General features: G+C 66.6%; 23 protein-coding genes and 1 pseudogene. 14 read left to right on the top strand and 10 right to left on the bottom strand.

The features are described 5' to 3' along the window. Positions 1-87: 87 nt before the first annotated feature. Complete coding sequence (locus KBY88_RS05855; protein ID WP_254938977.1) at positions 88-1503, bottom strand: CPBP family intramembrane glutamic endopeptidase; 1416 nt, start codon at positions 1501-1503, stop codon at positions 88-90. A gap of 106 nt (positions 1504-1609) precedes the next feature. On the opposite strand from KBY88_RS05855, the gene KBY88_RS05860 reads away from it, so the two are divergent. Together KBY88_RS05860 and KBY88_RS05865 are read left to right on the top strand one after the other, a co-directional pair. Then, the gene (locus KBY88_RS05860; protein ID WP_254938978.1) at positions 1610-2947 is read left to right on the top strand and encodes a histidine phosphatase family protein; all 1338 of its coding nucleotides are present in this window, start codon (positions 1610-1612) and stop codon (positions 2945-2947) included. Between the two features lie 21 nt (positions 2948-2968). Beyond that, positions 2969-4291, top strand: a complete 1323-nt coding sequence (locus KBY88_RS05865; protein WP_254938979.1) for a dihydroorotase — start codon at positions 2969-2971, stop codon at positions 4289-4291. Here KBY88_RS05865 and lepB read toward each other — a convergent pair. Continuing rightward, complete coding sequence (lepB, locus tag KBY88_RS05870; RefSeq protein WP_396102639.1) at positions 4221-4985, bottom strand: signal peptidase I; 765 nt, start codon at positions 4983-4985, stop codon at positions 4221-4223. The genes KBY88_RS05865 and lepB overlap by 71 nt on opposite strands. An 81-nt stretch (positions 4986-5066) precedes the next feature. On the opposite strand from lepB, the gene KBY88_RS05875 reads away from it, so the two are divergent. Continuing rightward, positions 5067-6590 (top strand): hypothetical protein, encoded by a 1524-nt coding sequence (locus KBY88_RS05875; RefSeq protein WP_254938980.1) that lies wholly within the window; start codon positions 5067-5069, stop codon positions 6588-6590. Here KBY88_RS05875 and KBY88_RS05880 read toward each other — a convergent pair. Both KBY88_RS05880 and KBY88_RS05885 read right to left on the bottom strand, forming a co-directional pair. Next, on the bottom strand, positions 6535-6924 hold the full coding sequence (locus tag KBY88_RS05880; RefSeq protein WP_254938981.1) for a Spx/MgsR family RNA polymerase-binding regulatory protein: 390 nt from the start codon (positions 6922-6924) through the stop codon (positions 6535-6537). The genes KBY88_RS05875 and KBY88_RS05880 overlap by 56 nt on opposite strands. Positions 6925-6958: 34 nt before the next feature. Then, a complete protein-coding gene (locus tag KBY88_RS05885; protein WP_254938982.1) occupies positions 6959-7318 on the bottom strand; it encodes a 2Fe-2S iron-sulfur cluster-binding protein in 360 nt (119 codons plus the stop codon). Between the two features lie 115 nt (positions 7319-7433). Between KBY88_RS05885 and KBY88_RS05890 the strand changes: the two genes are divergently transcribed. After that, a complete protein-coding gene (locus tag KBY88_RS05890) occupies positions 7434-8120 on the top strand; it encodes a class I SAM-dependent methyltransferase (protein WP_254938983.1) in 687 nt (228 codons plus the stop codon). 40 nt (positions 8121-8160) lie between these two features. Here the strand turns inward: KBY88_RS05890 and KBY88_RS05895 are convergent. Together KBY88_RS05895 and KBY88_RS05900 are read right to left on the bottom strand one after the other, a co-directional pair. After that, positions 8161-8664 (bottom strand): annotated as a pseudogene (locus KBY88_RS05895) (inorganic diphosphatase); the annotation flags it as partial. A 542-nt stretch (positions 8665-9206) separates the two neighbouring features. Further along, entirely contained in the window at positions 9207-9686 is a 480-nt protein-coding gene (locus KBY88_RS05900) for a DUF8631 domain-containing protein (protein ID WP_254938985.1), read from the bottom strand. Positions 9687-9826: 140 nt separating this feature from the next. Between KBY88_RS05900 and KBY88_RS05905 the strand changes: the two genes are divergently transcribed. From KBY88_RS05905 to KBY88_RS05920, 4 genes are all read left to right on the top strand, one after another. Continuing rightward, positions 9827-11665 (top strand): proline--tRNA ligase, encoded by a 1839-nt coding sequence (locus KBY88_RS05905; protein ID WP_254938986.1) that lies wholly within the window; start codon positions 9827-9829, stop codon positions 11663-11665. A gap of 153 nt (positions 11666-11818) precedes the next feature. Next, positions 11819-12229: a photosystem II protein Psb27 gene (gene psb27, locus KBY88_RS05910; protein WP_254938987.1), complete on the top strand. Its 411-nt coding sequence runs from the start codon at positions 11819-11821 to the stop codon at positions 12227-12229. Positions 12230-12334: 105 nt separating this feature from the next. Next, positions 12335-13648, top strand: a complete 1314-nt coding sequence (locus KBY88_RS05915) for an adenylosuccinate synthase (RefSeq protein ID WP_254938988.1) — start codon at positions 12335-12337, stop codon at positions 13646-13648. A gap of 13 nt (positions 13649-13661) precedes the next feature. Further along, positions 13662-14651, top strand: coding sequence for an adenosine kinase (locus KBY88_RS05920; RefSeq protein WP_254938989.1), 990 nt, complete (start codon positions 13662-13664; stop codon positions 14649-14651). On the opposite strand, the gene cutA is transcribed toward KBY88_RS05920, so the two are convergent. After that, positions 14620-14970 (bottom strand): divalent-cation tolerance protein CutA, encoded by a 351-nt coding sequence (gene cutA, locus KBY88_RS05925; protein ID WP_254938990.1) that lies wholly within the window; start codon positions 14968-14970, stop codon positions 14620-14622. The two genes, KBY88_RS05920 and cutA, sit on opposite strands and share 32 nt — an antisense overlap. Then, positions 14967-15800, bottom strand: a complete 834-nt coding sequence (locus tag KBY88_RS05930) for a precorrin-6A/cobalt-precorrin-6A reductase (protein WP_254938991.1) — start codon at positions 15798-15800, stop codon at positions 14967-14969. The genes cutA and KBY88_RS05930 overlap by 4 nt, the downstream gene beginning before the upstream one ends. 56 nt (positions 15801-15856) lie before the next feature. Between KBY88_RS05930 and KBY88_RS05935 the strand changes: the two genes are divergently transcribed. Continuing rightward, positions 15857-16444, top strand: a complete 588-nt coding sequence (locus KBY88_RS05935) for a single-stranded DNA-binding protein (protein WP_254938992.1) — start codon at positions 15857-15859, stop codon at positions 16442-16444. A gap of 28 nt (positions 16445-16472) precedes the next feature. Here KBY88_RS05935 and KBY88_RS05940 read toward each other — a convergent pair whose 3' ends face one another. Further along, entirely contained in the window at positions 16473-16691 is a 219-nt protein-coding gene (locus tag KBY88_RS05940; RefSeq protein WP_254938993.1) for a DUF8666 family protein, read from the bottom strand. Positions 16692-16746: 55 nt separating this feature from the next. Here KBY88_RS05940 and KBY88_RS05945 point away from each other — a divergent pair, with 55 nt between their 5' ends. Genes KBY88_RS05945 through KBY88_RS05955 form a run of 3 tightly spaced genes read left to right on the top strand, consistent with a single transcriptional unit; the run spans position 16747 to position 19302 of the window. After that, positions 16747-17307: a DUF2854 domain-containing protein gene (locus tag KBY88_RS05945; protein WP_254938994.1), complete on the top strand. Its 561-nt coding sequence runs from the start codon at positions 16747-16749 to the stop codon at positions 17305-17307. Beyond that, positions 17304-18197 (top strand): acetylglutamate kinase, encoded by an 894-nt coding sequence (argB, locus tag KBY88_RS05950; RefSeq protein WP_254938995.1) that lies wholly within the window; start codon positions 17304-17306, stop codon positions 18195-18197. The genes KBY88_RS05945 and argB overlap by 4 nt, the downstream gene beginning before the upstream one ends. Beyond that, positions 18190-19302 carry a DUF3153 domain-containing protein gene (locus KBY88_RS05955; RefSeq protein ID WP_254938996.1) on the top strand — a complete coding sequence of 371 codons (1113 nt, stop codon included), beginning with the start codon at positions 18190-18192 and terminating at the stop codon, positions 19300-19302. The genes argB and KBY88_RS05955 overlap by 8 nt, the downstream gene beginning before the upstream one ends. Here the strand turns inward: KBY88_RS05955 and priA are convergent. After that, positions 19299-21650 (bottom strand): replication restart helicase PriA, encoded by a 2352-nt coding sequence (gene priA, locus KBY88_RS05960; RefSeq protein ID WP_254938997.1) that lies wholly within the window; start codon positions 21648-21650, stop codon positions 19299-19301. The genes KBY88_RS05955 and priA overlap by 4 nt on opposite strands. Before the next feature lie 397 nt (positions 21651-22047). Between priA and rpoD the strand changes: the two genes are divergently transcribed. Next, on the top strand, positions 22048-23520 hold the full coding sequence (gene rpoD / locus KBY88_RS05965) for an RNA polymerase sigma factor RpoD (protein ID WP_254938998.1): 1473 nt from the start codon (positions 22048-22050) through the stop codon (positions 23518-23520). 27 nt (positions 23521-23547) lie between these two features. Continuing rightward, positions 23548-24675: a glycosyltransferase gene (locus KBY88_RS05970; RefSeq protein ID WP_254938999.1), complete on the top strand. Its 1128-nt coding sequence runs from the start codon at positions 23548-23550 to the stop codon at positions 24673-24675. Positions 24676-24759 lie beyond the last annotated feature (84 nt).

Genomic DNA, 24759 nt, shown 5'->3' on the forward strand with positions numbered 1-24759 from the left:
ACCACTGGTGCAGCAAGGGTCAGGTTTGGATCCCAACGCCGCAGGAGTGGTGCCCGGGGGTGCATCTGAGCGAACCGGCCCACCGGCTCAGCTGCCCAGCACCACCAAGTTGGTGAAGGTGATGGCATTCCAGAGGCCGTGCATCAACACGCAGGCCCCGAGACGGCCACTGGACCAACGCAGCCAGCCCAGGCCCAGCCCAAGCACGAACAGGGGCGGCAGCTCCCCCAGGCTGAGGTGGGCAACGCCGAACACCAGGCTGCTGGCCATGATTCCCCAGCCCATACCGAATTCACGGCCCAGCACCGGCAACAGGACCCCTCGGAAGATCGCTTCCTCGAACAGCGGGGCCAGCACCACCGCCGTCAGGGCGAAGCAGAGCAGGGTGGGCAGGTTGTCGCTCTGGAGCACGAGTTCCAGCAGAGGGTTGCTGCCCCCGGGGTCCCCAAGCAGCAGACTTTGGAGCCAGCCCACCAGGCTCACCAGCGGCAGCACCATCAAAAAACCCTTGAAGGCTCGCCTGAGGTTCAGACCCAGGGGCTGCCAGCGAAACTGAAGCCACCCCCCCTCCGGGGGCACGCGCGAGCGAAGCATCAGGGCCAGGATCAACAGCGGGCAGCTCATCAGCCCCAGGTAGAAAATCACCACAGAGAGGCCTTCGGCCAGGGGCGAGCCGATCTGCAGGGCCCTGAGCAGGGCCTCGGCGGGCGGACGAATCACCAAGGGGGTGACCAGGTCCCCGAGCACAACGAAGCCGCCCGCCACGAGCAATGTGACATCCACCAGGGTGAGGGGGGGGGCCAGCAGGGCCGGTGCCGCCGGGGCCTTGCCCCGCCAGCGCTGCCACAGCTCCCGGACCAGCAAGGCCAGACCGAGCAGCAGGGCGAAGGCCGGCAGCACGTTCACCACCACCAACTGCACCGCCGCCGTGCGCTCGGCGGCCTCGTTGCGGCAGCTCGCTGCCGGTGCTCCAGGGCCCGGTTTGAGCAGCTGCTGGCAGGCCAGTTGGTGCAGGAGCTCCTGGTGGCTCACGGGCGCGCTGAGGAGCTCCGCCCGCTCGCTCGGGAGGCGATCCCCGCCCAGGAGCGCCTCCACCAGGGGGCGTTGGTCAAGCGGTGGGCCCGCCTGCTGGAGCTGGCGGTAGAGGTCTCGGGCGGCGTCGCTGCGCCCGAAGTTGGCCTCCAGAAGGGCTCGCTGCAGCAGGTTGGCGCTGGATTCAGGGGTGCCCGCCGTGCTCGTTTCCTTGGCCTGGCGGTTCAGTTCATCAAGCAGTTGTCGCTCCGGAACGGCGCCCACCAAGGCTTCTTTCAGTTGCACGGGCAGCTGAGGGGCGGCCAGGGCCGCCAGTTCAAGTTGCCGTTGGCTGAGGGCGTTCCCCACCGAGGGGCGCTGCAGGCTGTCGAGCAGCCCGCCGACCCAGAGCAGCAGGCTGAGGACCAGGCTAAGCAGAGCCAGGACAACCTTCCAGGACGGCGAACGGGGCCGGTTGCCGCTTGTTGTCACCCGTTTCGCTGTGCAATCTCCCGATTCTCCCTGCCGCTGGGTCCCGCCGGAGACCGTTGGGCCCGAGCCAGTCCCATACGATGGCGGCGCCAACGGTTGAGCCCCTGTGCCCCTGAGGATTGTGCTGGTCCGCCACGGGCTGAGCAGCTTCAACCTGGAGCACCGCATTCAGGGCCGTGACGATCTTTCCCAGCTCAGCGAGCTGGGGGTGATCCAAGCCAAGGCCGCTGGGACCGCCCTCAAAGATCTTCCCCTGACAGCTGTCTATGCCTCTCCCCTGAGCCGGGCCGCTGACACGGCCCGCCACCTGTTGGCCGCCCGGGGCAGCGCCCAAGCGATCGTCTTCGATGACGATCTGCTGGAGGTGGATCTGTCCCCCTGGAGTGGGCTGCGCAGCTCAGAGGTTCGGGAGCGATTCCCCGAGAAGGCCCGGCAGTGGCTCCATGCCCCCGCAGAGCTGGAACTTGAGGGGGCCGATGGGCGTCTCTACCGACCGATTCCTGAACTGCTGGAGCAGGCGCAACGGTTCATCGATCGCTTGCTGGAGCGCCATGGCGCCGATTCCTCGACCATGGGCACCGTGCTGCTGGTGGCCCACAACGCGATCCTGCGCTGCTTGATCCTCCAGCTGCTGGGGCGCTCTGCGAACGACCTCCGCCGCTTGCGGATCGACAACGGCTCCATCTCCGTGCTGAACCTGGAGCGCGGGTCCGAGGGGACGCTGCAGGTGCAGATCGAGTCGCTCAATGGCATCGCTCACCTGGGGGCCGGACTTCCCGCCAAGGGAGCCGGCCAGCGCCTGCTGCTGGTGCGCCACGGCGAAACCGATTGGAACCGTCAGGGTCGCTTCCAGGGGCAGATCGACATTCCCCTCAACGCCAACGGACGGGCCCAGGCCCAGGCCGCCGCCGCCTTCCTGGAGGTGGTCACCTTCCAGCGCGCCTATACCAGTTCAATGGCCCGGCCGCGTCAGACCGCCGAGATGATTCTGGCGGCCCATCCGGGGGTGCCGCTCACCAGCGTGCCGGCGTTGGTGGAAATCGGCCACGGCCTCTGGGAGGGGTGTCTGGAGGAGGAGATTGCCGAGGGATGGCCCCAGCTCCTGGCCGACTGGAAACGGGCCCCCCACACCGTGCAGATGCCTGAGGGCGAAAACCTCCAGGACGTGTGGGACCGTTCCTTGGAGGGTTGGAACCGCATCGTCGCCGCCCTTGATCCGAGCGAAACGGCCCTGGTGGTGGCCCACGACGCCGTCAACAAGACCATCCTCTGCGCCCTGCTGGGCCTGACACCAGCCGACATCTGGACGGTGAAGCAGGGAAACGGTGGGGTGACCGTGATCGATTACCCCCACGGCCCCGAGGGGATGCCCCTGGTGGCCGCCCTCAACCTCACGACCCATCTTGGGGGGGTGATCGATCGCACCGCCGCCGGTGCGCTTTAGTTCCCCGCCGCCGGTGCCTCGATGATCGATCGCTTCCTGCGCCAGGTCCAGTTGCTGGAGGGGGCCCAACGGCCCCTGCGCTCCGAGGACGTGCTGGTGCGGGACGGGGCCATAGCCGCCTACGGCGCCGAAGCTCGTGCCCTGGCGGCCGCAGGGGGCGTGCCTGGGCTGGAAGCCCAGGGCTGGCTGTTGGCCCCTGTGCTGGTGGATCCGCACAGCGTGCTCGAAGATCCGATCTGCGGCCGGGCCGAAACGCTCGCGAGCCTGGTGCGCTCGGCCAGTGCCGCGGGCTACGGCACCGTTGCCCTCCTGCCCCGGGCCCGTAGCTGGCGTGATCGTCCCGAGCGACTGCAGCTCAACGCGCCGGCCCCTTTCGAGTTGTTGCTCTGGGGGAGCTTCAGCGCTGGCGGCCGCGGCGAGGAACTGGCCCCCCATGGCGATCAGTTGGAGGCCGGAGCGATCGGGTTGGCCGATGACGCCGACCTGCCGCCCCTGGCGCTGCTGGAGCGGGGCCTGCGCCTGGCCGAGGCTGGTGGGCGGCCGCTGCTGGTGGCGCCCCGGGATCCTTCGCTCACCCAACAGGGTTTCGTGCGCGAAGGCGTGGAGGCCCTGCGGGCCGGCTGGCCCCTTGATCCTGTGGTGAGCGAGACGTTGGCCCTCCAGTGCCTGCTCACCCTCGCCGCCCAGGCGCCGGAACCGACCGGCCCCCTGCGTTTGATGAACCTTTCCACCGCCGCCGGAGTGCAGTTGCTGCGGCGGGCCGCTGCCGTTTCCACCCGCGTGCCCTTGGCCAGCGTGGGCTGGTGGCACCTGCTGGCCGACAGCGGCAGCCTTGATCCGGTGGCCGAGGGCTGGCATGTGGTGCCCTCCCTCGGGACGCCCACCGACCGGGAGGCGCTGATCGCCGCCCTGGCCGACGGGGTGCTGAGCGCGGTCGCTGTCAACCACCAGCCCCTCGATGGCGAGGAGCAACTGCTGCCGCTCGACCAGCGCCAGAGCGGTGTGGCGGGACACCGCTTCGTTCTGCCGGCCCTCTGGCGGGAGCTGGTGGTGGCGCGTGGCTGGAGCCCAGAGGCCCTCTGGCAGGCCTTGAGTTGGGGCCCCTCCCGGTTGCTGGGACGTCCTGAGGAGCGGCTGGCGCTGGGGAGTCGCCGCTGGCTGCTGTTCGATCCCGAGCAGGAATGGCTTCCAAAGGAGGATCCCGAGGCCCCCCTCGCGGCGAATGAACCCCTGCTGACCGAGCGTCAACGGGGTCAGGTGCTGGCCACGGGCCTCAGGGCTTCCCTGTGGCGGGGGGGCCAGCCTGGAGAGGATCAGCTGCTCCCAGATTCCCCAGGGAATTGAAGGGGAAGAAACGGTAGAAGGCTCGCCCGATGATTTCGCTTTGGGGGACGAACGGACCCCCGGGCCAGAAGCGTCCGTCCCAGCTGTTGGCACGGTTGTCCCCCAGCATCAGCACATGGCCTTTGGGCACGACCACGTTGAGGGAACGGCAGGGTCCCATGCCCTGGCCGTCCACCGGGCAGTAGGTCTTGACGTACGGCTCCTGGAGCCGGCGGCCATCGATGCTCACCTCGCCGCGGGGGTTGACGACCACGCGGTCACCGGGCACCGCGATCACCCGTTTGATGTATGCATCGCAGGCGGGTGCCTGGATCCCGGGCAGGGAGCCCACCAGAGGCAGGTTCACCAGCAGGCAGCGCAGGGGGCTGACCTTGTTGTCGGCGATCAGGGCTGGATCGAAGTGATACGGAGAGTGGAAGACCACGATTTCGCCTCGCCGTGGTTCCCGGCTGCGATAGCTGAGCTTTTCCACCAGCAGACGGTCCTGTATCTGCAGGCCCGGCAGCATCGAACCCGAGGGGATGAAGCGGGCCTCGAGCAGGAAATGGCGAATCCCGAGGGCGATCGCCAGGGTGATCACCACGCTGCGCCAGAACCCCCACGCGCTCTCCAATGGAGGCGTGGCAGGGGTTCCTTTGGGGGCGGGAACGGGGGAGGCTGGTGGAAGCGGGGCTTGGGGGTCCTGGGCGGTCAAGGGTTGGCGCTCCGGGGCGCGGTGTCGTCTGGAGATTAGGCAGAGGGACCTCCTTAGCCTGGAACCCGCTTCGCTGATGCCATGGTTCGGCCCCGCTGGCACGATCCTGTTCCACCGGAAGCGGCACCCTGGTGGCGCGGCTGGGACCGCTTCGTGGCGCTCTGGGCCACCCTCAATCTCCTCTGGGTTGGATTCGATCTCAGCTACGTGCCCCTGCGCACCTTCTGGTTGCAGCGCAATCTTTACCCCTTGCCGTCGGTGCCGCTGAAGCTGCCGCTCACGGCCCTGCCGGACGTCACGCCCCTCTACGACCGGGTGAAGGGGATCGAACCCCATCGGGAGACCCGCACCTACCTGCTGCGCTTCGAGGCCCTCGATCGCGCCCTGCAGCAGCCAGGCGCCGATGCCAGGCAGCAGGCGGACCTGCGTGCCCAGCAGCTGGAGCTCACCAGCGTCCTGATCGACACCAACCCGTTTGCCGCCTCGGGCGCCTCCGGCACCCTCGAGAAGATCAAGAACCGCCTGCGCGAGCGCGCCGACCTCGATTCCGCGAAGGCCTCGGCGGAGCGTCTGCTCAGTGACACTTGGCTCAGGCAGCACCCCTGGAGCCGCGAGCGGCTGTTCTGGCGCAAGGAGGTGCTGCCCCTTGTGGCGACCAACTACTGGCGTTCGATCGATGAGAACGGTCGCCCCACCGACCACTTCTGGCGCATCGACCTGCTGGTGTTCCAGTGGGTCTTCCTGCTGGACATCCTGTTGCGGCTGGTGCGGCTGCGCCGGCGACTACCGGGGCTGAGCTGGAGGCAGGCCTGCCTGCGCCGCTGGACCGACCTGCCGCTGCTGTTGCCCTTCTGGCGTCCCCTGCGCTTGGTGTCGGTGATTGAGCGTCTGCAGTCCAGTGGGTTGGTGAACTTCGAGCCGCTGCGGGCGGTGCTCAGCCGAGGAGTGGTGGCGCTGCTGGCTGTGGAACTGTTCGAAGTGCTGGCTCTGCAGCTCGTCGATGGGCTGCAGCAACTGATCCGCTCACCCCAGTGGCCCACGCGCATCCGCGCCCTGCGCAGCCATCAGAGCGTGCCGAGCCAGGGGGAATGGGAGGTGGTGGAGCTGTTGCGGATCTGGGGTCCCATGGTGCTGGCCCAGGTGGCGCCGCGGCTGGCGCCGGAGTTGCGCTCGATCGTTGGCCATGCCCTGCAGCAGAGCTTCCGCAGCGCGGTGCTTCCGCCCTCCTTGCGCAGCCTGCAGCCCGTGCTTCAGGTGGAGCAGGAGCTGAGTCGCCAGCTGGCCTCGGGGGTGGTCGACAATCTGCTGGGTCTCTCCCGCAGCACCGGCCAGCGCTTGGAGCTGGCCGATGACCAGCAGGTGCGCCAGGTCCAGGACCTGGTCGATCGATTCTGGGAAGAACTGGCGGGGGCTTTGGAGTCGGGCCAGGGTTTGGTGCGCAGCCAGCAACTGATCTGCGCGCTGCTGGAGAACCTCAAGCTCACCTACCTGGCCCAGATCAACAGGGCTGGGATCGAGCAGCTGATGCAGGAGCTCGATGCCCTCATGCTCACGGTGCCGACTGGCGAAGTGCCTCCGACCAGCGCTGGGGATCAAAGCCTGTGAGCGCCTCGCCACCTGGGGTGATCAAGAAGGGACGCTTGATCAGCTTGCCGTCGGCGGCAAGGGCCTCCAGGGCCTCCGCGTCGGTCAGGGCCTTCACCTGGGCTGAGCCGAGGGTGCGGTAACTGAGGCCGCTGGTGTTGAACAAGCGCTGGCGGTCGCCAAGGGAGGCGAGCGCCTGGCTCAATTCCTCCAGGGAGGGGGGCGCACTGGTGATGTCGACCACCTCGTAGGCAATGGCCTGATCCTGGAGCCATCGGAGGGCTTTGCGGCAGGTGCTGCACCCCGCGTAACAGTAGATCCGCTGGGCTCCTCCCGGCACTGGCAAGACCGCCATGGTCGCGTCGAGCGGGAGTTGGCTAAGCGGTTTCTTACTTGCCGACGAGGGCCTTCAGCGCACCGACCAGGCTGTTGGAGCCCTTACCCACGCCGGCTTGGGGACGGGTGCGAACGGTCACATCGCCGTTGACCGTTGTGCGGCAGCTGAGGCGGTAATTGGCGGGACGATCGGCCAGATACACCTGCTCCACGTCGCTGCGGGGGGAGAGGTTGCGCTCACCCTCAAGCACTTCCACCACGCAGGTGCCGCACTGGCCGAGACCACCGCAGTTGTTGAAGTTGTTCAGGCCCTTGTAGGGGTTGATGCCTGCGTCGAGGGCGGCCTTGCGCAGGTTGGCCCCCTCGATGCAGCCGACTTGCTGGCCTTCCTGTTCGAAACGGATGGTGGGCACTGTCGGTAGGGAACACGATGCCGTCCAACTTACCTGTCCACTGGCGGCCTCTTTTCGCCCTGAAACGGATGTTGTCGGAGGGGCTTCGTAGCATTGGTTCAACCGCCCGAGCTCCTTGGTCGAACAACCCCTTGATCCCCTGGCGCCGGCCGGTTATGACCTGGTCCTGCAGCAGTTAGTACCCGGATACGCCAGTCTGGCGCGTCTCGCAGTGGCCCTGCTGGCCGTCGGACCTCTGGCGGGAGAAACGGGAGCGGACGTGCTGGTGGCCGGATGCGGCACCGGCGCCGAACTGCTGGAAGCGGTGGCGCAACGCCCCGATTGGCGGCTCACCGCCATTGACCCCTCGGCGGCCATGCTCCAGGTGGCCCAGGGGCGGCTCCGCCATGCCCCGGCGATCGAATGGCGCTGCTCCACGGCCGAATCCCTCCAGGAGAGCGGGCGGTTCGCCGGAGCCCTCTCCGTGCTGGTCCTGCAGTCACTTCCCGACGACGGCAGCAAGTTGGCGTTTCTCACGGCGCTGGCCCAGAGCCTCAGGCCCGGTGGACAACTGGTGCTGGTGGACCTGATGCGCTCCTCCCTCAGCGGCTTGGGTGAGCAGGTGGAGAGGGCCTGGCTCGGGTTCCAGCGGGCCAGCGGACTCACGGCCACCGCAGAGCAACTGGCACCGCTCACCCAGGCGCTCCATCCGATCGGAGCGGCCCGTCTCACAGCCCTGGTGAATGCGGCCGGCTTCAGTGATCCGGCGCGGATCTTCCAGGCCCTTGATGTGGAGGGTTTCCTGCTGCAGCGTCGTCGTTGAGCGAAGGAGCTTCGATGGCGCCGCAGGCGAGCCGTTGGTCGGCCGCCTCGATGCACCGTTCCAGCAACGCCCCGACACGGTCCGCATCCTGCCAACCAAGGATCGTGGTGGTTCGACCCTCCAGATTTTTGTAAATCCTGAAGAACTCCGCTACCTCCTCCAGCTGGTTCGGGGCGATCTGACGAATGCTGCGGATCGAGTCCTGGCGTGGATCAGCCGCCGGCACGCAGAGCAGCTTGCCGTCGGGCAGGCCGCTGTCGATCATGTCGAGCACACCGATGGGCCGGGCGGCGATCAGACAGCCAGCGAAGGTGGGCTCCTCCATGATCACCATCGCGTCGAGGGGGGCCCCATCTTCGGCAAGGGTGTTCGGAACGAACCCGTAATCGAAGGGATAGCGCACCGACGAGTGCAGCACCCGGTCCAGGGCCATCACCCCGGCTGCGGGGATGTACTCGTATTTGTTACGGCTGCCGGCGGGAATCTCCACCACCAGGTTCACCAGTCCGGGGGCTGGGGAGGCGGCCAGGCGTTCGAGATCCATTGCTCAGGGAGGCCGGCAAAGTCAGCGCTGCACCACTGTCGCTTCCGCCACCTGCGGATTGCCCTCGATCGCTGCCGTGTCGGTCTCCCAGCACGCTGATCAGAGGCAATGCCAGGGCCATCAGGGCGATCAGGGGTCCCGCCAGGGCCGATCCAGTGGCCAGGAAGGGGTCGTAACTGAAGGGTTCCTCTCCGGAGTCCGCTGCCGAGGGTTCGTCGGTGAAGGGTTGACTGGCGGCGGTTCGGGGGGGGGGCTCGGAGTCCATGGACGAGGGTGAGGGGACAACCCCGCTTTCTGATGCTCGGATCGAAAAGCGAAGCGACCTGCCCGTGGGGCGGGGAGGGATCGCACCTCACACCGACGTAACGCTCAGGTTGATTAATTGTGACACTGAAAGCACCAGCCATCCAGCCGGAGTCTGAAGCCCAGTGATCTGAGTGCCGATGGGCTGATGGCCCCAGGGGTCTGGACCTTGGTTCGTTGGTTGATCCCAGCCCCCAAGGAAGGCTGCCCTCAGGACGCGGCCTTGAGGAAAGCAGCGCTCAGGCGGCGGGGCGGGCCTGCTCGCTCCGCTCCCGCATGGCGTTGAACTCGAGGGGCGGGCTTTCGCTGCCACCCAGGTGCTGGCGAATCGCACGCAATTCCTCGAGGATCGTGCTCAGCAGTTGCTGGGTGGCGGTGGAGGGTGAATTGAGCACCTCCACGGTGACTTCCTTGATCCTCAGCACATCCCGGGCGAATCGTGCCACCTCGTTGGGGTGGAAATGCAGGGGATCCTTTTGGTCGCTGCGGTATTCCGGGTTGAGTTTGCGCGGATTGAAGGGAGGGTTGAGGTTGCGGGGATCGGTGTTGGTGTAGCGGTACACCGAGGCGCGCGAGCGATTCAGCGCTTTTTGGACCTCGTCGATGCCGATCAAGGCCTCACCCTCGCCAGGATTTCCGTGCGTGCCCGCAGGTGACCCGCCCTGGGGTGGCACCGAAAACGGGCCTACCCCACCGGGAGGAATCGAAGGGGCGACCATGAGACGACTTTGCGACGGATGGGAGTTGAGCGGGGACCCTAGCAGAACTTTTCCGCCCTGCCGGTGACCAGGGCAGCCATTGGCGAAGCACGTGGGGACCAAGTGATAGCGTCCAGCCCCACCGCTTCAAGGTCCTTTCCATGCGCGTCTCCCGCCTGCTGCTGGTGACGCTGCGGGACGACCCCGCCGAAGCCGAAATCATCTCCCACAAGCTGCTGCTCCGGGCCGGCTTCATCCGCAGGGTGGGATCCGGCATCTACGCCTACTTGCCCCTGCTCTGGCGTGTGCTGCAGAAGATCTCGGCGATCGTGCGCGAGGAGGTGAACGCCGTTGGGGGCCTTGAAACACTGTTGCCCCAGCTGCAGCCCGCCGAACTCTGGGAGCGCAGCGGCCGCTGGGCGGGATACACCGCTGGTGAGGGGATCATGTTCCACCTGCTGGACCGCCAGGAGCGCGCCTTTGGCCTGGGCCCCACCCACGAAGAGGTGATCACGACCATCGCCGCTGACTTGTTGCGGTCTTACCGTCAGCTACCCGTCTGCCTTTATCAGATTCAGACCAAGTTCCGCGATGAGATCCGGCCCCGGTTCGGGCTGATGCGCGGACGCGAATTCATCATGAAGGACGCCTACTCCTTCCACGCCGATGAGGAGGATCTGCGCCGGACCTACCAGGATTTCGACGGTGCCTACCGGCGGATCTTCAGCCGCTGCGGCCTGCGGGCCGTGGCCGTGGAAGCCGACAGTGGGGCCATTGGCGGCTCCGCCAGCCAGGAGTTCATGGTCACGGCCGAGGCCGGCGAAGACCTCATTCTGGCTAGCCCCGATGGCCGCTATGCCGCCAACCAGGAGCGTGCTACTTCACGGGCGGGAGCGGCGGTGCCCTTGCCTGCCGGCCCCTTCCGGGTGCTGGCCACCCCGGGGCAGAGCACGATCCAGGGGTTGTGTTCTGCCCACGGTTTCGATCCCAGTCAGATCGTCAAAGTGCTGCTGCTGGTGGCGCGCTTTGCCGATGGCCCCGATCAGCCGCTGCTGATCAGCCTGCGCGGGGACCAGCAACTCAATGACGTGAAGCTGGCCAATGTCCTGACGGCCAGGCTTGGAGGTGAACGGGGAACCCTGCTGGAGGTCGAACCGATCAACCCTGAGCAGGTGCAGCGCCAGGGGCTCGCCCCCCTGCCCTTCGGCTACCTCGGCCCCCAGCTCGAGGATGCCGTTCTGGCCGGCGCCAGGGATTGGTCAACGCACTTTCTGCGGCTGGCCGATGCCACTGCCGCCGAACTCGAGCGATTCGTCTGCGGTGCCAACGGGGGCGAGGCCCATCGGGTGGGGGTCAGCTGGAGCGATCTGGGGCTCAAGCCGGAGGCCCTTGACCTGCGCGCCGCCCAACCGGGCGACCGCTGCCTCCATGACGTCAGCCAGGTGCTGGTGGCCAGCCGTGGCATCGAGGTGGGCCACATCTTTCAGCTCGGGCGCAAGTATTCCGAAGCGCTCGGGGCTCGCTTCACCAATGAGGCCGGCCAGGAGGAGGCCCTGTGGATGGGCTGTTACGGGATCGGGGTCTCCCGGCTGGCCCAGGCCGCCGTTGAGCAGCACCACGACGCCAACGGCCTGATCTGGCCCGTGGCGATCGCCCCCTTCGAGCTGATCATCGTGATCGCCAACGGGCAAGAGGCGGCCCAGGTGGCCCTGGCTGAGCAGCTTTATGGGGACCTCCAGGCGGCGGGCGTCGATGTGCTGCTGGATGACCGCTCCGAGCGGGCTGGCGTGAAGTTCAAGGACGCGGATTTGATCGGCATCCCCTGGCGGCTGGTGGTGGGCCGTGGCGCGGCCGGCGGCACGGTGGAGCTGGTGGAGCGCGCTGGGGGCGCCAAGCAGGAGCTTCCTGCCGCCGAGCTGGCGGCCACCCTGGTGCCCCTTTTGCTCGCCCAACGCCGGGGTTTGGCCTTGGATCTGCCCGCGCAGGGGGAGGGGGCCTGAACGGCTGGTGGGCACGGCCTGCCGCCGCTGTCTGTTCAAGGAGACAGCTCAAGGCAGCGGCTCAAGGCAGTAGCCCTCCCATCAGGCCCCACTGCAGGCCTTCATGGGGAGCTCTTCTAGAATCTCACTCTTGTCTTCCTGGTTGCGTTCCCCATGGCTGCTGTGCTCCTTCGTGCCAAGGCAGTCCTGATGGCGCTTTGCCTCTCGCTGGCGTTGGTGCTCTCCGCCTGCTCGTCGTCGGCCGGCCCGATCACGGGCAATTACGTCGATGACACCGTGGCGGTGGCCCAGTCTCTGATGATCACCATTGCCTTGCCCCAGGACGACCCCAGCCGTCGGGAGGCGGAGGTGGAGGCCCGCAGCTTGATCAACAGCTACACCGCCCGCTACCGGCCCCAGAGCCGCCTCAATGGCCTGAGCTCCTTCACCACCATGCAGACGGCGATGAATTCCTTGGCGGCCCACTACGCCGCCTATGCCAATCGCCCCCTGCCTGATGCCCTCAAGGCACGCCTTGACAAGGAACTGAAGAAGGCTGAAGCCAGTGCCTTGCGCGGTGCCTAAGGCCCGCGGCGCCGCCGCCCTGAAGCCCCTGTCTTTTGACGAAGGGCAGGGCGATCTGAGAGGCTCACAGATTGCGCTTTGAAGCGGCTTCGGGCCGCTGTCTCCTTGGCCAACGTTGTCGTCATCGGTGCACAGTGGGGCGACGAGGGGAAGGGCAAGATCACCGATCTGCTGAGCCGCTCCGCTGACGTCGTCGTCCGTTATCAGGGTGGTGTCAACGCCGGTCACACGATCGTCGTGGACGACAAGGTGCTCAAGCTGCACCTGATCCCCTCGGGCATCCTGTACCCCGAAACCATCTGCTTGATTGGTTCCGGCACAGTGGTGGACCCCAAGGTCATGCTCGGCGAGCTCGACATGCTCGCCGAGAACGGCATCGACATCGGCGGGTTGCGTCTGGCTTCCACGGCCCACGTGACCATGCCGTACCACCGCATGCTCGATCTGGCGATGGAGCAGCGCCGGGGGGACCGCCGCATCGGCACCACCGGCCGGGGCATCGGCCCCACCTACGCCGATAAGTCGGAGCGCAATGGCATCCGCGTGATTGATCTGCTCGATCAAGATCGCCTGCGCGATCGGTTGCTGGGGCCGCTCGGTGAGAAGAACCTGTTGCTTGAGCGGATCTATGGCCTCGAGCCCCTGGACCCTGAGATGGTGATCGAGGAGTACGCCGCCTACGGCCGACGCCTGGCCCCCCACGTGGTGGATTGCACCCGCACCATCCATCAGGCGGCTCGAGAACGGAAGAACATCCTGTTCGAGGGCGCCCAGGGCACCCTGCTCGATCTCGACCACGGCACCTACCCCTATGTCACCTCCTCCAATCCGGTGAGTGGCGGGGCCTGCATCGGTGCGGGCGTGGGCCCTACTTTGATCGACCGGGTGATCGGAGTGGCCAAGGCTTACACCACCCGGGTGGGGGAAGGGCCCTTCCCCACCGAACTGGAAGGCAGCCTCAACGACCATCTCTGCGATCGCGGCCATGAGTTCGGCACCACCACCGGCCGCCGGCGCCGCTGTGGCTGGTTCGATGGTGTGATCGGTCGCTATGCCGTGCAGGTGAATGGGCTTGATTGCCTGGCGATCACCAAGCTCGACGTACTCGATGAACTCGATGCGATCGAGGTCTGCGTCGCCTATGAGCTTGATGGCGAGCGGATTGATTACTTCCCCAGCAGCGCCGAGGATTTTGCCCGCTGCCGGCCGATCTTCGAGAGTCTGCCCGGTTGGCAGTGTTCCACCGCCGACTGCCGCCGTTTGGAGGATCTGCCCCCAACGGCGATGGCCTACCTGCGCTTTCTGGCCGAACTGATGGAGGTGCCGATCGCGATCGTTTCCCTGGGCGCCAACCGTGACCAGACGATCGTGGTGGAAGATCCCATCCACGGGCCCAAGCGCGCTCTGCTGAGCGTTTAAACCAACCGAAACGATGGGCGAAACCTTTGATGTGGTCGGCATCGGCAATGCGATCGTCGATGTGCTTGTTCAGGCCGATGATGCCTTCCTGGCCGATCACGACCTGAGCAAGGGAGCGATGGCCCTGGTGAATCAAGGGCAAGCCGAGCGGCTCTACGCCGCCTGTGGGGTGGGTCTGGAAACCTCGGGTGGATCGGCCGCCAACACCCTCGCCGGCATCGCCCAGCTCGGGGGCAGCGCGGGCTTCATCGGTCGGGTGCGCGACGACCAGCTCGGGGAGATCTTCGCCCACGACATCCGCGCCGCCGGTGCCCATTTCACGACACCCGCCGCCAGCCAAGGACCGTCCACGGCCCGCTGCCTGATCCTGGTCACCCCCGATGCCCAGCGCACCATGTGCACTTACCTCGGGGCCTCGGTGAATCTGGAGCCGGCGGACCTGGATCTGGAGCTGGTGCGGCGGGCCAAGGTGCTCTACCTCGAGGGCTATCTCTGGGACAGCGAGGCGGCCAAGCGCGCCTTCATCGCTGCCGCTGGCGTGATCCGCGCCGCGGGGGGCGAGGTGGCCCTGAGCCTGTCCGATGGCTTCTGCGTGGAGCGTCACCGCGAGAGTTTTCTGGACCTGGTGGATGGCCACGTGGATCTGCTCTTTGCCAATGAGAGCGAGATCACCGCGCTCTACGGCACCGACAGCTTCGAGACGGCCCTCGTGCAGGTGCGGGGCCGCTGCAAGGTGGCTGCCCTCACCCGCAGCGAGCGGGGGTCAGTGGTGCTGGCAGGTGAGGCCACGCATCTGATTGAACCGTTCCGCTTGGGTGAGCTCCTGGACACCACCGGTGCCGGGGATCTCTACGCGGCCGGCTTCCTCTACGGCTACACCCAGGGGCAACCGCTGGAACGCTGCGGCCAGCTCGGCTCGCTTTGCGCCGGTCAGGTGGTGACCCAACTGGGCCCCCGTCCCCAGGGCTCGCTCAAGGAGCTGGTGGCGCAACACCTGGGCTGAGGTCACAGCTCTCGGCCACCCAGGATCCGTAGGCGCCCCCGCTGCGGGCGCTCCAATGGATCCATTCGGGGGTCTCGTAGCTGTGCCGTTGGTGCAGGTGCGCTTTGAGCTCATCCAGCCGGGTGGGGTGGGTCTTGATCAGAAGCTGCACCTCCTCGCTGCATTCGAGCTGACCCTGCCAGCGGTAAAGGGAGGTGAGGGGCTGGAGGCTCACGCAGGCCACCAGACGCCGCTCCAACAAGTCTCGTGCCAGCGCTTCAGCCAGGGACTGGTTGGCTTCGCTGGTCAGAACCAGCTCCAGCGGCGGTTCATCGCTCATGGCGGCGTGGTGGGGAACCCCAGCTTCTCCAGCAGCGCCTCGAGGGGCAACCCAAGCACCGCGGCTGGCTCGGGGGGGCGCCGGATCAAGAGCAGCTTGAGGCCCTCTTCCCCGGCCAGCTGCCGCCAGGTTGCTTCGGTGGTCCCCCCTGACTGACGGGCGAGGACGGCGGTGATCCCCCACTGGCGGCACAGGGCGCGCTCCAAGGCCAGCGGCGGGAGCCCACCCCCGGGGGTGGGCCGGTGGCAGGCGATCTGAGCGTCGCTCAGCCCCACGGCCCGGGCTAGCCGGAGGGCGGCGGGGCTGGGTAACAGGCGGGCGCCGTGGCCGGCGGCATTGGAGGCCGCCAAGGCCTGCGCCAACCGGCGGGCGCCGATCGCCAGCAGCAGCCGATCGGCGCGCAGATCCACGGACCCGAGATCCGCCAGATCCGCCAGCAGCCTCAGGCCCGGTCCAGGCGGTCCAAGGGCCTCACCGCTGGTGTCATCGCCCTCGAGTGTTTCCCGGCGCAAGCGCAGCAGCGGCTGACCCAGCCGCTGGCAAACCCGGGCCAGCTCGGCGCTGATCACCTGGGCAAAGGGGTGGCTGGCATCCACCACCCAGTCGAAGGGGGCGTTTCGGCCGACCGCCGCCGCCAGCCGCGCTTCAATCGCCGCCTCACCGCCCAGGGCGCCGCTCTCCAGCTCCAGGCGTGGGTGAGGGGCATAGGCGCGGAGGGCGCTGGAGCTCACAAGGTTCACCCGCACCTGCCAGCCCCGATCCAGCAGCGTCGCCGCCAGCGGCGGGCCTTCGCCCGTGCCTGCCACCAGCCAGAGATGTTGCTGGGGCATCTGCTTGAGAGCGGGCGCGTGCATCAAGATGGGCCACCGCCGCCACGCCCAGGACCTTGAATCACGCCGTGCTGGAGGTGGAGGTGCTGGAGGCGCCCCAGCTCCGTTACACCCAGGACAATCAGACGCCGATCGCGGAGGTGGCGGTGCAGATCGATGGGCTCCGGCCCGAAGATCCCCCCGGCCAGCTGAAGCTGGTGGGCTGGGGAAACCTCGCCCAGGACCTGCAGAACCGCGTGCAGCCCGGCCAGCGGCTCGTGGTGGAGGGGCGCCTGCGCATGAATTCCTTCACCCGCCAGGATGGGATCAAAGAAAAGCGCGCTGAGTTCACCCTCTCGCGTCTGCATCCCATCGCCGCAGCGGCCTCCGGGGCGGCCAACCCGGGGTGGGCTCCATCGGGTTCCCAGCCAGCCGAAAGCGGGTACCCCCCGGCGGGAGGTGCGCCGTCGCGCCAGAGGCAGGGCGCCGCTCCCGCCCCGGTCCGACTGGGTGGTGTCAGCCCTGATGGGCCCACCGGCACCCCCAACCCCGCTCAACAACCTGCGCTGGTCCCACCGGTGCCCATGCCGGCCGCCGCCCCGGTTTGGAACACATCGCCCCTGGTGCCCGACTTTCCCGAGGACGAAGACGACATTCCCTTCTGATCGCGGGGTCACCGGGCCACTCCGCCCATCAGGCCTTCAGCCGCTGGGCGGCCTGATCCAGCAACTGACCAAGCTCCCGCTCCAGGGCCGCCAGGTCCAGCCGCAGGTCCGGCCAGGCGCCGGCATCGATCTGCTGCAGCAACCAGAGGCGGTCGGCGGAGAGTTGTTTGATCAGCTCTGAGCTGGAGGATTCGGCCGCCGCTCCGCTGGACTCTCCAGGTGGGGGGCTGGGTGGATCAGGGGCCATGGCCAGGACAGGGGCAACGTCGCCATCCTGCCCGGCCTTACCCGAAGATGGCGGCATGAACGACTTCACCTCCCCTGGAAGCCTGGTGACCATCGCCGGAGCCGCCCTTACCGTGATCGGTTCGATCGCCTACGTGACCGACAGTCCGAACCTCAGCCTGGCGGGGGTGTTTTACGGCGTGCCGGTGCTGCTGGGCGGCCTGGCGCTCAAGTCTTCCGAACTTCCCCCGGCGGAGAAGCTCGAGGCCGAACCGGGTGCCCGGGAGCTGGGTTCCCTTCCCGCCGCGGAGAGCTTGCGCAGGCTCTTCAAGGATGTGACCCGCTGGCGCTACGGGCAGAAGGCGCACCTGGAAACCTCCCTGGAGGCCCTGCGCCTCTGGGATGACGAGGCACCCCCCGAACTCGTCGCCGTGCGTGAGCTCGCCCGGGGTGGTCGCTACGGCCTCAGCCTGCGGTTTCGCATGGGGGGTGTGCCCCTTGGGCGCTGGCAGGATCGCAGCGATCGACTCGGACGTTTCTTTGCCCCTGGTCTGATGGCCGAGATCCACCCCAAGGGGGCCGATGGGCTCGACCTTGATTTGCTGCCCCTTCCCGATTCCCCACCTTCTGAGCCTTGAGCCACGATCCCATCATCAGCGCCGAGGACACCCTGCGGGTGTCCGTTCTCAGCGAGGCGCTCCCCTACATCCAGCGCTTTGCGGGCCGCCGGGTGGTGGTCAAGTACGGCGGCGCGGCCATGGTGCGCGAGGAGTTGCGCGAGGCGGTGTTTCGCGATCTGGCGCTCTTGGCCTGCGTGGGGGTCCAGCCCGTGGTCGTCCATGGAGGTGGACCTGAGATCAACCAGTGGCTGGGCCGCCTGGCGATCGAGCCCCGTTTCGAGGGGGGCCTGCGCGTCACCGACGCCGAGACCATGGATGTGGTGGAGATGGTGCTGGTGGGCCGGGTCAACAAACAGATCGTCAACGGCCTCAACCAGGTGGGAGGCAAGGCAGTGGGCCTCTCTGGCAGCGATGGAGGCCTGGTGGAGGCGCGGACCTGGGGGGATGGTTCCCACGGCCTGGTGGGGGACGTGGCGGCCGTCAACCCGGCGGTCCTCAAACCGCTTTTGGAGAGTGGCTACATCCCCGTGATCTCCAGCGTGGCGGCCGATCTAGAGGGCAGGGCCCACAACATCAATGCCGACACCGTGGCCGGTGAGGTGGCCGCAGCCCTGCAGGCCGAGAAGCTGATCCTGCTCACCGACACACCCGGGATCCTGACGGATCGCCACGATCCCGGTTCACTGGTGCGGGAGCTCTCGCTGGCGCAGGCCCGGGACCTGATCGCCACCGGCGTGGTGGAGGGGGGCATGACCCCAAAGACCGACTGCTGCATTCGCGCCCTGGCCCAGGGGGTGGCGGCGGCGCACATCATCGACGGTCGCATTCCCCATGCCCTGCTGCTGGAGGTGTTCAGCGATGCGGGCATCGGCACGATGGTGACGGGCCGCCATCGCCCCCATGGCTGAGGAACCGCTCGATCGGGCCCAAGGGGCCCTCGATCGGGGTGATTACGGCACTGCTTTGCGGTTGCTGGAACCCCTCGCCGGCCTCCACGGCCCGCGGACGGCGATCGGCGGTCGCCTGCGGCTGTTGATGGCCACGGCTTTGATGGGCCATGGGGATGGGGACCAGGCCCTGAAGTTGTGCCGCTCCCTGCGCCTCTGCGCGGATCCCGACCTTCGCCTGGAGGGCAAAGCCCTGGAGATGGTGCTGGAAGCTCCCGTGCTGGAGCGTCCCCGGAACTGGTCGTTGACCTTGCCGTCCATCGGGGAGGTGGAGGCACTCCAGGGACGTGTGAAGGGGCGCTCCTCTGGGCGCCAACGCGCCCGCGCAGAGCTTCCACCATCACCACCGGTGGGTCCCACCAAGGCGCCCTGGGGTTTTGCCGTCGTCTTGGGCGTGCTGCTCCTGCTGGCGGCGTTGCTGGGGGGGTGTATGCAGGTGAGCACCACCGTGCGCTTCCCCGCACCTGGCCGGCTTCAGTTGGAGCAAACCTTCTCCAGCACCACCGGCCAGAGGCTGCCTTGGCAGGACCAGTTCGCGCAGGCGATCCGTGGCCTGGCCCAGCGGCAGGTTCGCCGCGGCGGTGATCTGGCGGTGCTCAGCCCCGTGCTCTGTGCTGAGGAAGCCGCCGCTTGGCTTCAGGAGAGCGTGATGGTGGCGGCCCGGTTGGGGGGGGTGGCGCTGCCGCCGCCGGTGCTTTCCCTCCAGGAGCGCAATTGGTTGATTGGCGTCCGCCAGCAGTTGCTGCTCGAGCTCGATCTCAGCACGCTGCGCGTCTGGCCGGGGGTGGAGCTGCAGGTGCGCTTCGAGCCCTTGGCCCTCGCCTCGGTGCGGCGAGCCCAGCCCTTGCGGCCTCTGGCCGAAAGGGATTCCGGCCCGGGCACCAAGCGGGGGGCGGTGATCTGGTCCCTGAGCAGCGGCTCGCTCAATCGCCTGGAGCTGAGCGCCTGGCGCTGGAGCCGCCTGGGCCTGGGCTTCGTGGGGATTGTGCTTCTGCTGGTGCTTGCCTTGGTCCTCCAGCGGCTGCGCTGGCAGGCGGGCTTTCGCTTGCCAGAGCTGCCGGCCTAGAGCTCCAGGGGATCGGGATCGATCGCCAGGCCCACTCCCTGGGGCAGGCCCTGACGTAGCACCGTCTCAGGAGGTAGCGGCAGGGGGCTGCCGGCGGGGCCGTGGAGCAGCAGTTGCCAGCGGCTGCGGCCCGCCACCCGGGTGACGGGTGCCGGTGCCGGACCGATCAGCTGCCAGCCGGCGGCGGTGACCTGGGGGGCGATGCGCTCGGCCAGGGTGGTGGCCGCCGTTGCCGTGGCCGTGGCGGAGACCCCCACCAGCCGCAGCAGGGCAGCACGGCTGAAGGGCACCAGGGCCGCCTGGCGACGCAGCGCCAATTCCTCCTCCAGGAAGCGCTCGTAGCGTCCATCGACCAGATGGCGGATCACGGGATGGTCGGGGCAATAGGTCTGAACGATGACCTCCCCCGGCCGTTCGCCTCGGCCGGCCCGGCCCGCCAACTGCAACAGCAGCTGCAGGCTCTGTTCGCTGGAGCGCAGATCAGGCCGATGCAGCAGACCATCGGCCGCCAGCACTGCCGCCAGGGTGACCCCGGGCAGGTCCATGCCCTTGGCCAGCATCTGGGTCCCCACCAGCACGTCGGCTTCACCGGCGGCGAACTGCTCCAGCAGGCGCCGATGTCCCCCTTGGCTTCGGGTGGTGTCGCGGTCAAAACGCAGCACCCGCAAGCCTTCGAGCTCGATCCCCAGTTGCTCCATCACCCTTTGGGTACCAGCGCCGAAGGGCTTGAAGGCGCTGGAGCCACAGGCGCCACAGCGCTCCTCAATGGCCTGGCGGTGATCACACCAGTGGCAGCGCAGCCAGTCGCCGGAGCGGGCTGAGCGGTGCACCGTCAGGGCGACATCGCAGTGGGGGCATTGCACCACTTCACCGCAACTGCGGCAGCTCAAGAAGCTGCTGTACCCGCGTCGAGGCACCAGCACAACGGCCTGTTCGCCCAGGTCGCGCACGCGCTCCAGGCGCTCCATCAGCGGCCGGCTCAGGAGGCGTCGGTGCCCTTCCACCAGTTCCGCTCGCATGTCCACCACCCGCACCGGCGGCAGGGGGCGCTGGCCGATGCGCTCGCTCAGGCGCACCAGGCTGGTGGCCCCAGCGCCCTTCTGCTGGCAGGACAGCCAGGTTTCCAGTGACGGCGTGGCGCTCCCCAGCAAGAGGCGGGCGCCGCTGCGGTGGGCGCGCCTGCGGGCCACATCGCGGGCGTGGTAGCAGGGCATCGGTGCGTCCTGCTTGTAGGAACTGTCATGCTCCTCATCGAGAGCGATCAACCCCAGGCCACTCAGGGGCAGGAACACCGCCGAACGCGTACCCACGACCACCACGGGCTGGAGGGGGTCCGCCCCCAGGCAGCGGCGCCAGCTGGCGATGCGCTGGGCTTCGCTCAGACCACTGTGGTACTCGACGATCGCTCCAGCGAAGCGAGCCTTGAAGCGATCGAGCAGTTGCGGCACCAGCCCGATCTCTGGGGTGAGCACCAGCACGCTTTGACCTGCCGCCAGGATCCGGGCGCAGGCCTGCAGATACACCTCTGTTTTGCCGGAGCCAGTCACCCCCCAGAGCAGCAGGGCTCCCCCCGGCGGGGTGGCCGCCAGCCGGTCCAACGCCTGGCGCTGGGCTTCGTTGGGCGCCCGTGCGGGCTCGCTTGGCCTTGGGCTGCCTTGTGATCCTGCGGGCGCGGCGCCCCCCAATGCGAGCCATTCAGCACTGCCCTCAGCCACGGCCCTGCGACGCAGACGCCCCTGACGCTCGAGCCCTTCCACCACCGAGCGGCTGAACCGCCCCGCGCCGGTCAGTGTGCTGAGCCAGGCCCGCCCGCCCCGTTGTTCCAGTAGCTCGAGCAACTCCCCCTGGCGGGGGGTGATGCCAGGGGGCCTTTCGCCGGCTGGCTCAGGGTCGTTCTCCGGCTGGGGAGCTGGCCCGGCGGCGACCTTGGGCGGAGGTGGCAGCAGCTCCACCAGCCAGCGGTTACGGGACGGTCCAGACCGGCGCTCGCTCCGCTGGCCCAACCAGCCAGGGGGCAGCGCTGTTTTGAGAGTCTTGAACAGGCTGGTGTGGCAGTCCTCCGCCACCTCCGCCAGCAAGGCGCGCCAATGGGGGTCCACCGCGGCGCTTTGGTGCAGCGCCTCGACCGGTTGGAGGCGATGGGGCTCCAGCTCCGGCGGCAGTTGCTCAAGCCCCTCCACCACAAGGCCTATGTGGGGTCGACCCCTCAGTCGCACGCGTACCAGATCGCCACAGGCCAGGGGCAGACCCTGGGGATTGGCGTAGGTGAAGAGACGGCCTTCACGCCCCGCCTCCAGCCAAACGTGTAGCCAGGCGGGGCCAGGGGTCACCACCTCGGATCGCTCCAACCTTGCAAAGCCCACACCAGTTTCTTAGGATGGCGCTGTTGGGCAGCTCTCAAGGCTGCCGTCGGAAACCCGCAGAGTTCCGTCCAGAGGGAAGACCTGAAGCGAGCGCCTGGCGGAGTTTCACTCCCCATCGGCCTCCCGGTCTGCGAACACCCTGACAACACTGCTGGGCTTTGGCCCCTGACCACTGTGTTCGTTTTTCTCAGGTTGGCTTCGCTTTTTTTGTACGTTTAACGCCGCCGAGATCCTTTTGTTCCTGGTGGAGTTTCATTCGCCAGGTTTGTTTCGTGAGTCCTGCGTCCAGTGGCGCTCCTGACTTGATTTGACGACTTCGCCCCGTTGGGGCTCCTTTGTTTGGCGTGTTCACGCGCTCTCACCCCCCCTGCCTTCGCTCACCATGAGTCCTGTTGCCGCTGCCAACGTCAAGAAGCCCATGCCTGAAATCCTTTTGGTTGCCAACGGCAACGGCGAGGAGATCCAGGTGACCAAGCCGAAGGCCAGCCGCAGAAGCAGCAAGGTGGCCACCGTCGATCCAGTCCCTTCCGATCAGGCCGCGTCCAACCCAGCCACTGAGTTGCTCCACGAAGCCGCCAACAAGGTGACCCCCACCCGCTCACGCAAGGCGCCCACCTCCAAGGCTGCAGGGGAGAAGACCAGTACCGCCAAGACGAGCACGGCCAAGGCTGCCTCGGCTAAAACAGCCACTTCCAAGGCCTCTGGAGCCAAGGCTTCTGCAGCCAAGGCATCAGCCGCCAAAGCATCACTCCCCACAGGGAGCGGGGATGCTGCAGGAATCGATCAGGCCGCCGATCTTGATGGGGCCGCCGATGCGCTGCTGGCGGCCTCCGCCAGCGCCGCTGGAGAGCGCAAGGACCCTAAAGCCGCCAAGGCCCTGGCCAGCATCAAGGTGGGCCCCAAGGGTGTCTACACCGAGGATTCGATCCGGGTCTACCTCCAGGAGATTGGCCGCATCCGCTTGCTGCGGCCCGATGAGGAGATTGAGTTGGCGCGCAAGATTGCCGACCTGCTCCATCTCGAGGAGCTGGCTGCCCAGTTCGAACAGGACAACGGCCATGCCCCGGACAACAAGGAATGGGCCGTGCTGGTGGACATGCCCCTGGTCAAGTTCCGGCGCCGCCTGATGCTCGGTCGTCGGGCCAAGGAAAAGATGGTGCAGTCCAACCTGCGCCTGGTCGTGTCGATCGCGAAGAAATACATGAATCGCGGACTTTCGTTCCAGGATCTGATCCAGGAGGGTTCTCTGGGTCTGATTCGCGCCGCCGAGAAGTTCGACCACGAGAAGGGTTACAAGTTTTCGACCTATGCCACCTGGTGGATTCGTCAGGCGATCACCCGCGCCATTGCCGACCAGAGCCGCACCATCCGCTTGCCGGTGCACCTCTATGAAACGATTTCCCGGATCAAGAAGACCACCAAGGTGCTCAGCCAGGAGTTTGGTCGCAAGCCCACCGAGGAGGAGATCGCCGAGTCGATGGAGATGACGATCGAGAAGCTGCGCTTCATCGCCAAGTCGGCCCAGCTTCCCATCTCCCTTGAAACCCCGATTGGCAAGGAGGAGGATTCGCGCCTCGGCGACTTCATCGAAGCTGACATCGAGAACCCCGAGCAGGATGTGGCCAAGAACCTGTTGCGCGAAGACCTCGAAGGTGTACTCGCCACCTTGAGTCCCCGTGAGCGTGATGTGCTTCGCCTACGTTATGGCCTCGATGACGGCCGCATGAAGACCCTTGAGGAGATCGGCCAGATCTTCGATGTCACCCGCGAGCGCATCCGCCAGATCGAGGCCAAGGCCCTACGTAAGCTGCGCCACCCCAATCGCAATGGCGTACTGAAGGAATACATCAAGTAACCTCACATCGCCCAAGGCACCTTCCCTTTGCTTGAATCGGTCGTCGCGTCTGCCGGGCCCTCTCAGGCAGCGAGGGTCACCATTGTTCTGCCCACATTCAACGAGCGGCTGAACGTTCAGCCGATTCTGCAGCAGTTGCTTGCTCTTCGTGATCGGTTCCAGTTGGAACTGATCGTCGTTGACGACGACTCGGCGGATGGAACAGCCGACCTCGTGAAGCAGTTGGCGAACCAGCAGCCCTGTCTACGCTTGATCCGGCGGGTGGGGCGCTCCGGTTTGTCCAGTGCGATTAAAGAGGGTCTTCTCGATGCCACCGGGGATCTTGCTGTCGTCATGGACTGTGACGGCCAGCATGAGCCTGCCGCCGTTGCTGAAGCTCTCGACAGCCTGATGGCCAGAAATGTTGACCTTGTGATCGGTAGTCGCTTCCACCCCGAGGCCTCCATCAAGGGGTTGAGTACCAAGCGTGAGGGGGGTTCCGTGTTGGCCAATCAGTTGGCCCGCTTCACCCTGCCTCGCTACAGGCATCTCACTGACTACATGAGTGGCTTCTTTGCCCTGCGGCTCGACCGCTGCATGCCGATGATTCGACAGGTTGATGCGCAGGGTTTCAAGTTTCTTTATGAACTTCTTTCAATCAGTCGTGGGCACCTTGTTGCCATTGAAACTCCTCTGAGCTTTCAGTCCCGTAGTTTTGGCAGCTCCAAGCTGGATGCTTCCATTCTTTGGGACTTTGGTGTGTCGATCATCCATACGCTGCTGCTGCGCATGGTTCCCCGGCGTGCGGTCAGTTTCGCCTTGGTAGGTGTTTCAGGAATCGGAGTGCAATTGTTGGTTTCCAAGCTTTTGATGTTGCTTGGGTTGTCCTTCGTGGCCTCCCTTCCTCCTGCGGTGATTGCTTCTGCATGTAGCAATTATCTAGTGAACAACACTTTGACTTTCCGCCATTTACGCCTTGTTGGCTTCCCACTGTTGGCGGGCTTGATCAAGTTCTTGATCGTTGCTTCGCTGCCTATGCTCGCGAACATCGGCTTGGCAAGTATTTTCTATTCCAGCGTGGCTAAAGACACTCTCTTTGCTCAGATTGCTGGAATTGCTGTCGTGTTTGTATGGAATTATGCCGCTTCCTCCCGTTTTGTCTGGAACACCCCCTGAGCTGGATGATTCCTTCGACTGTTCATTGATGAACTTAAGTTTCTCTTTTTCAATTTCCTTCCCCGTGCATTGATTCGCATGGCC

The sequence above is a fragment of the Cyanobium sp. Morenito 9A2 genome (assembly GCF_024345575.1).
In the GTDB taxonomy this organism is placed as follows: Bacteria; Cyanobacteriota; Cyanobacteriia; order PCC-6307; family Cyanobiaceae; genus ATX-6F1.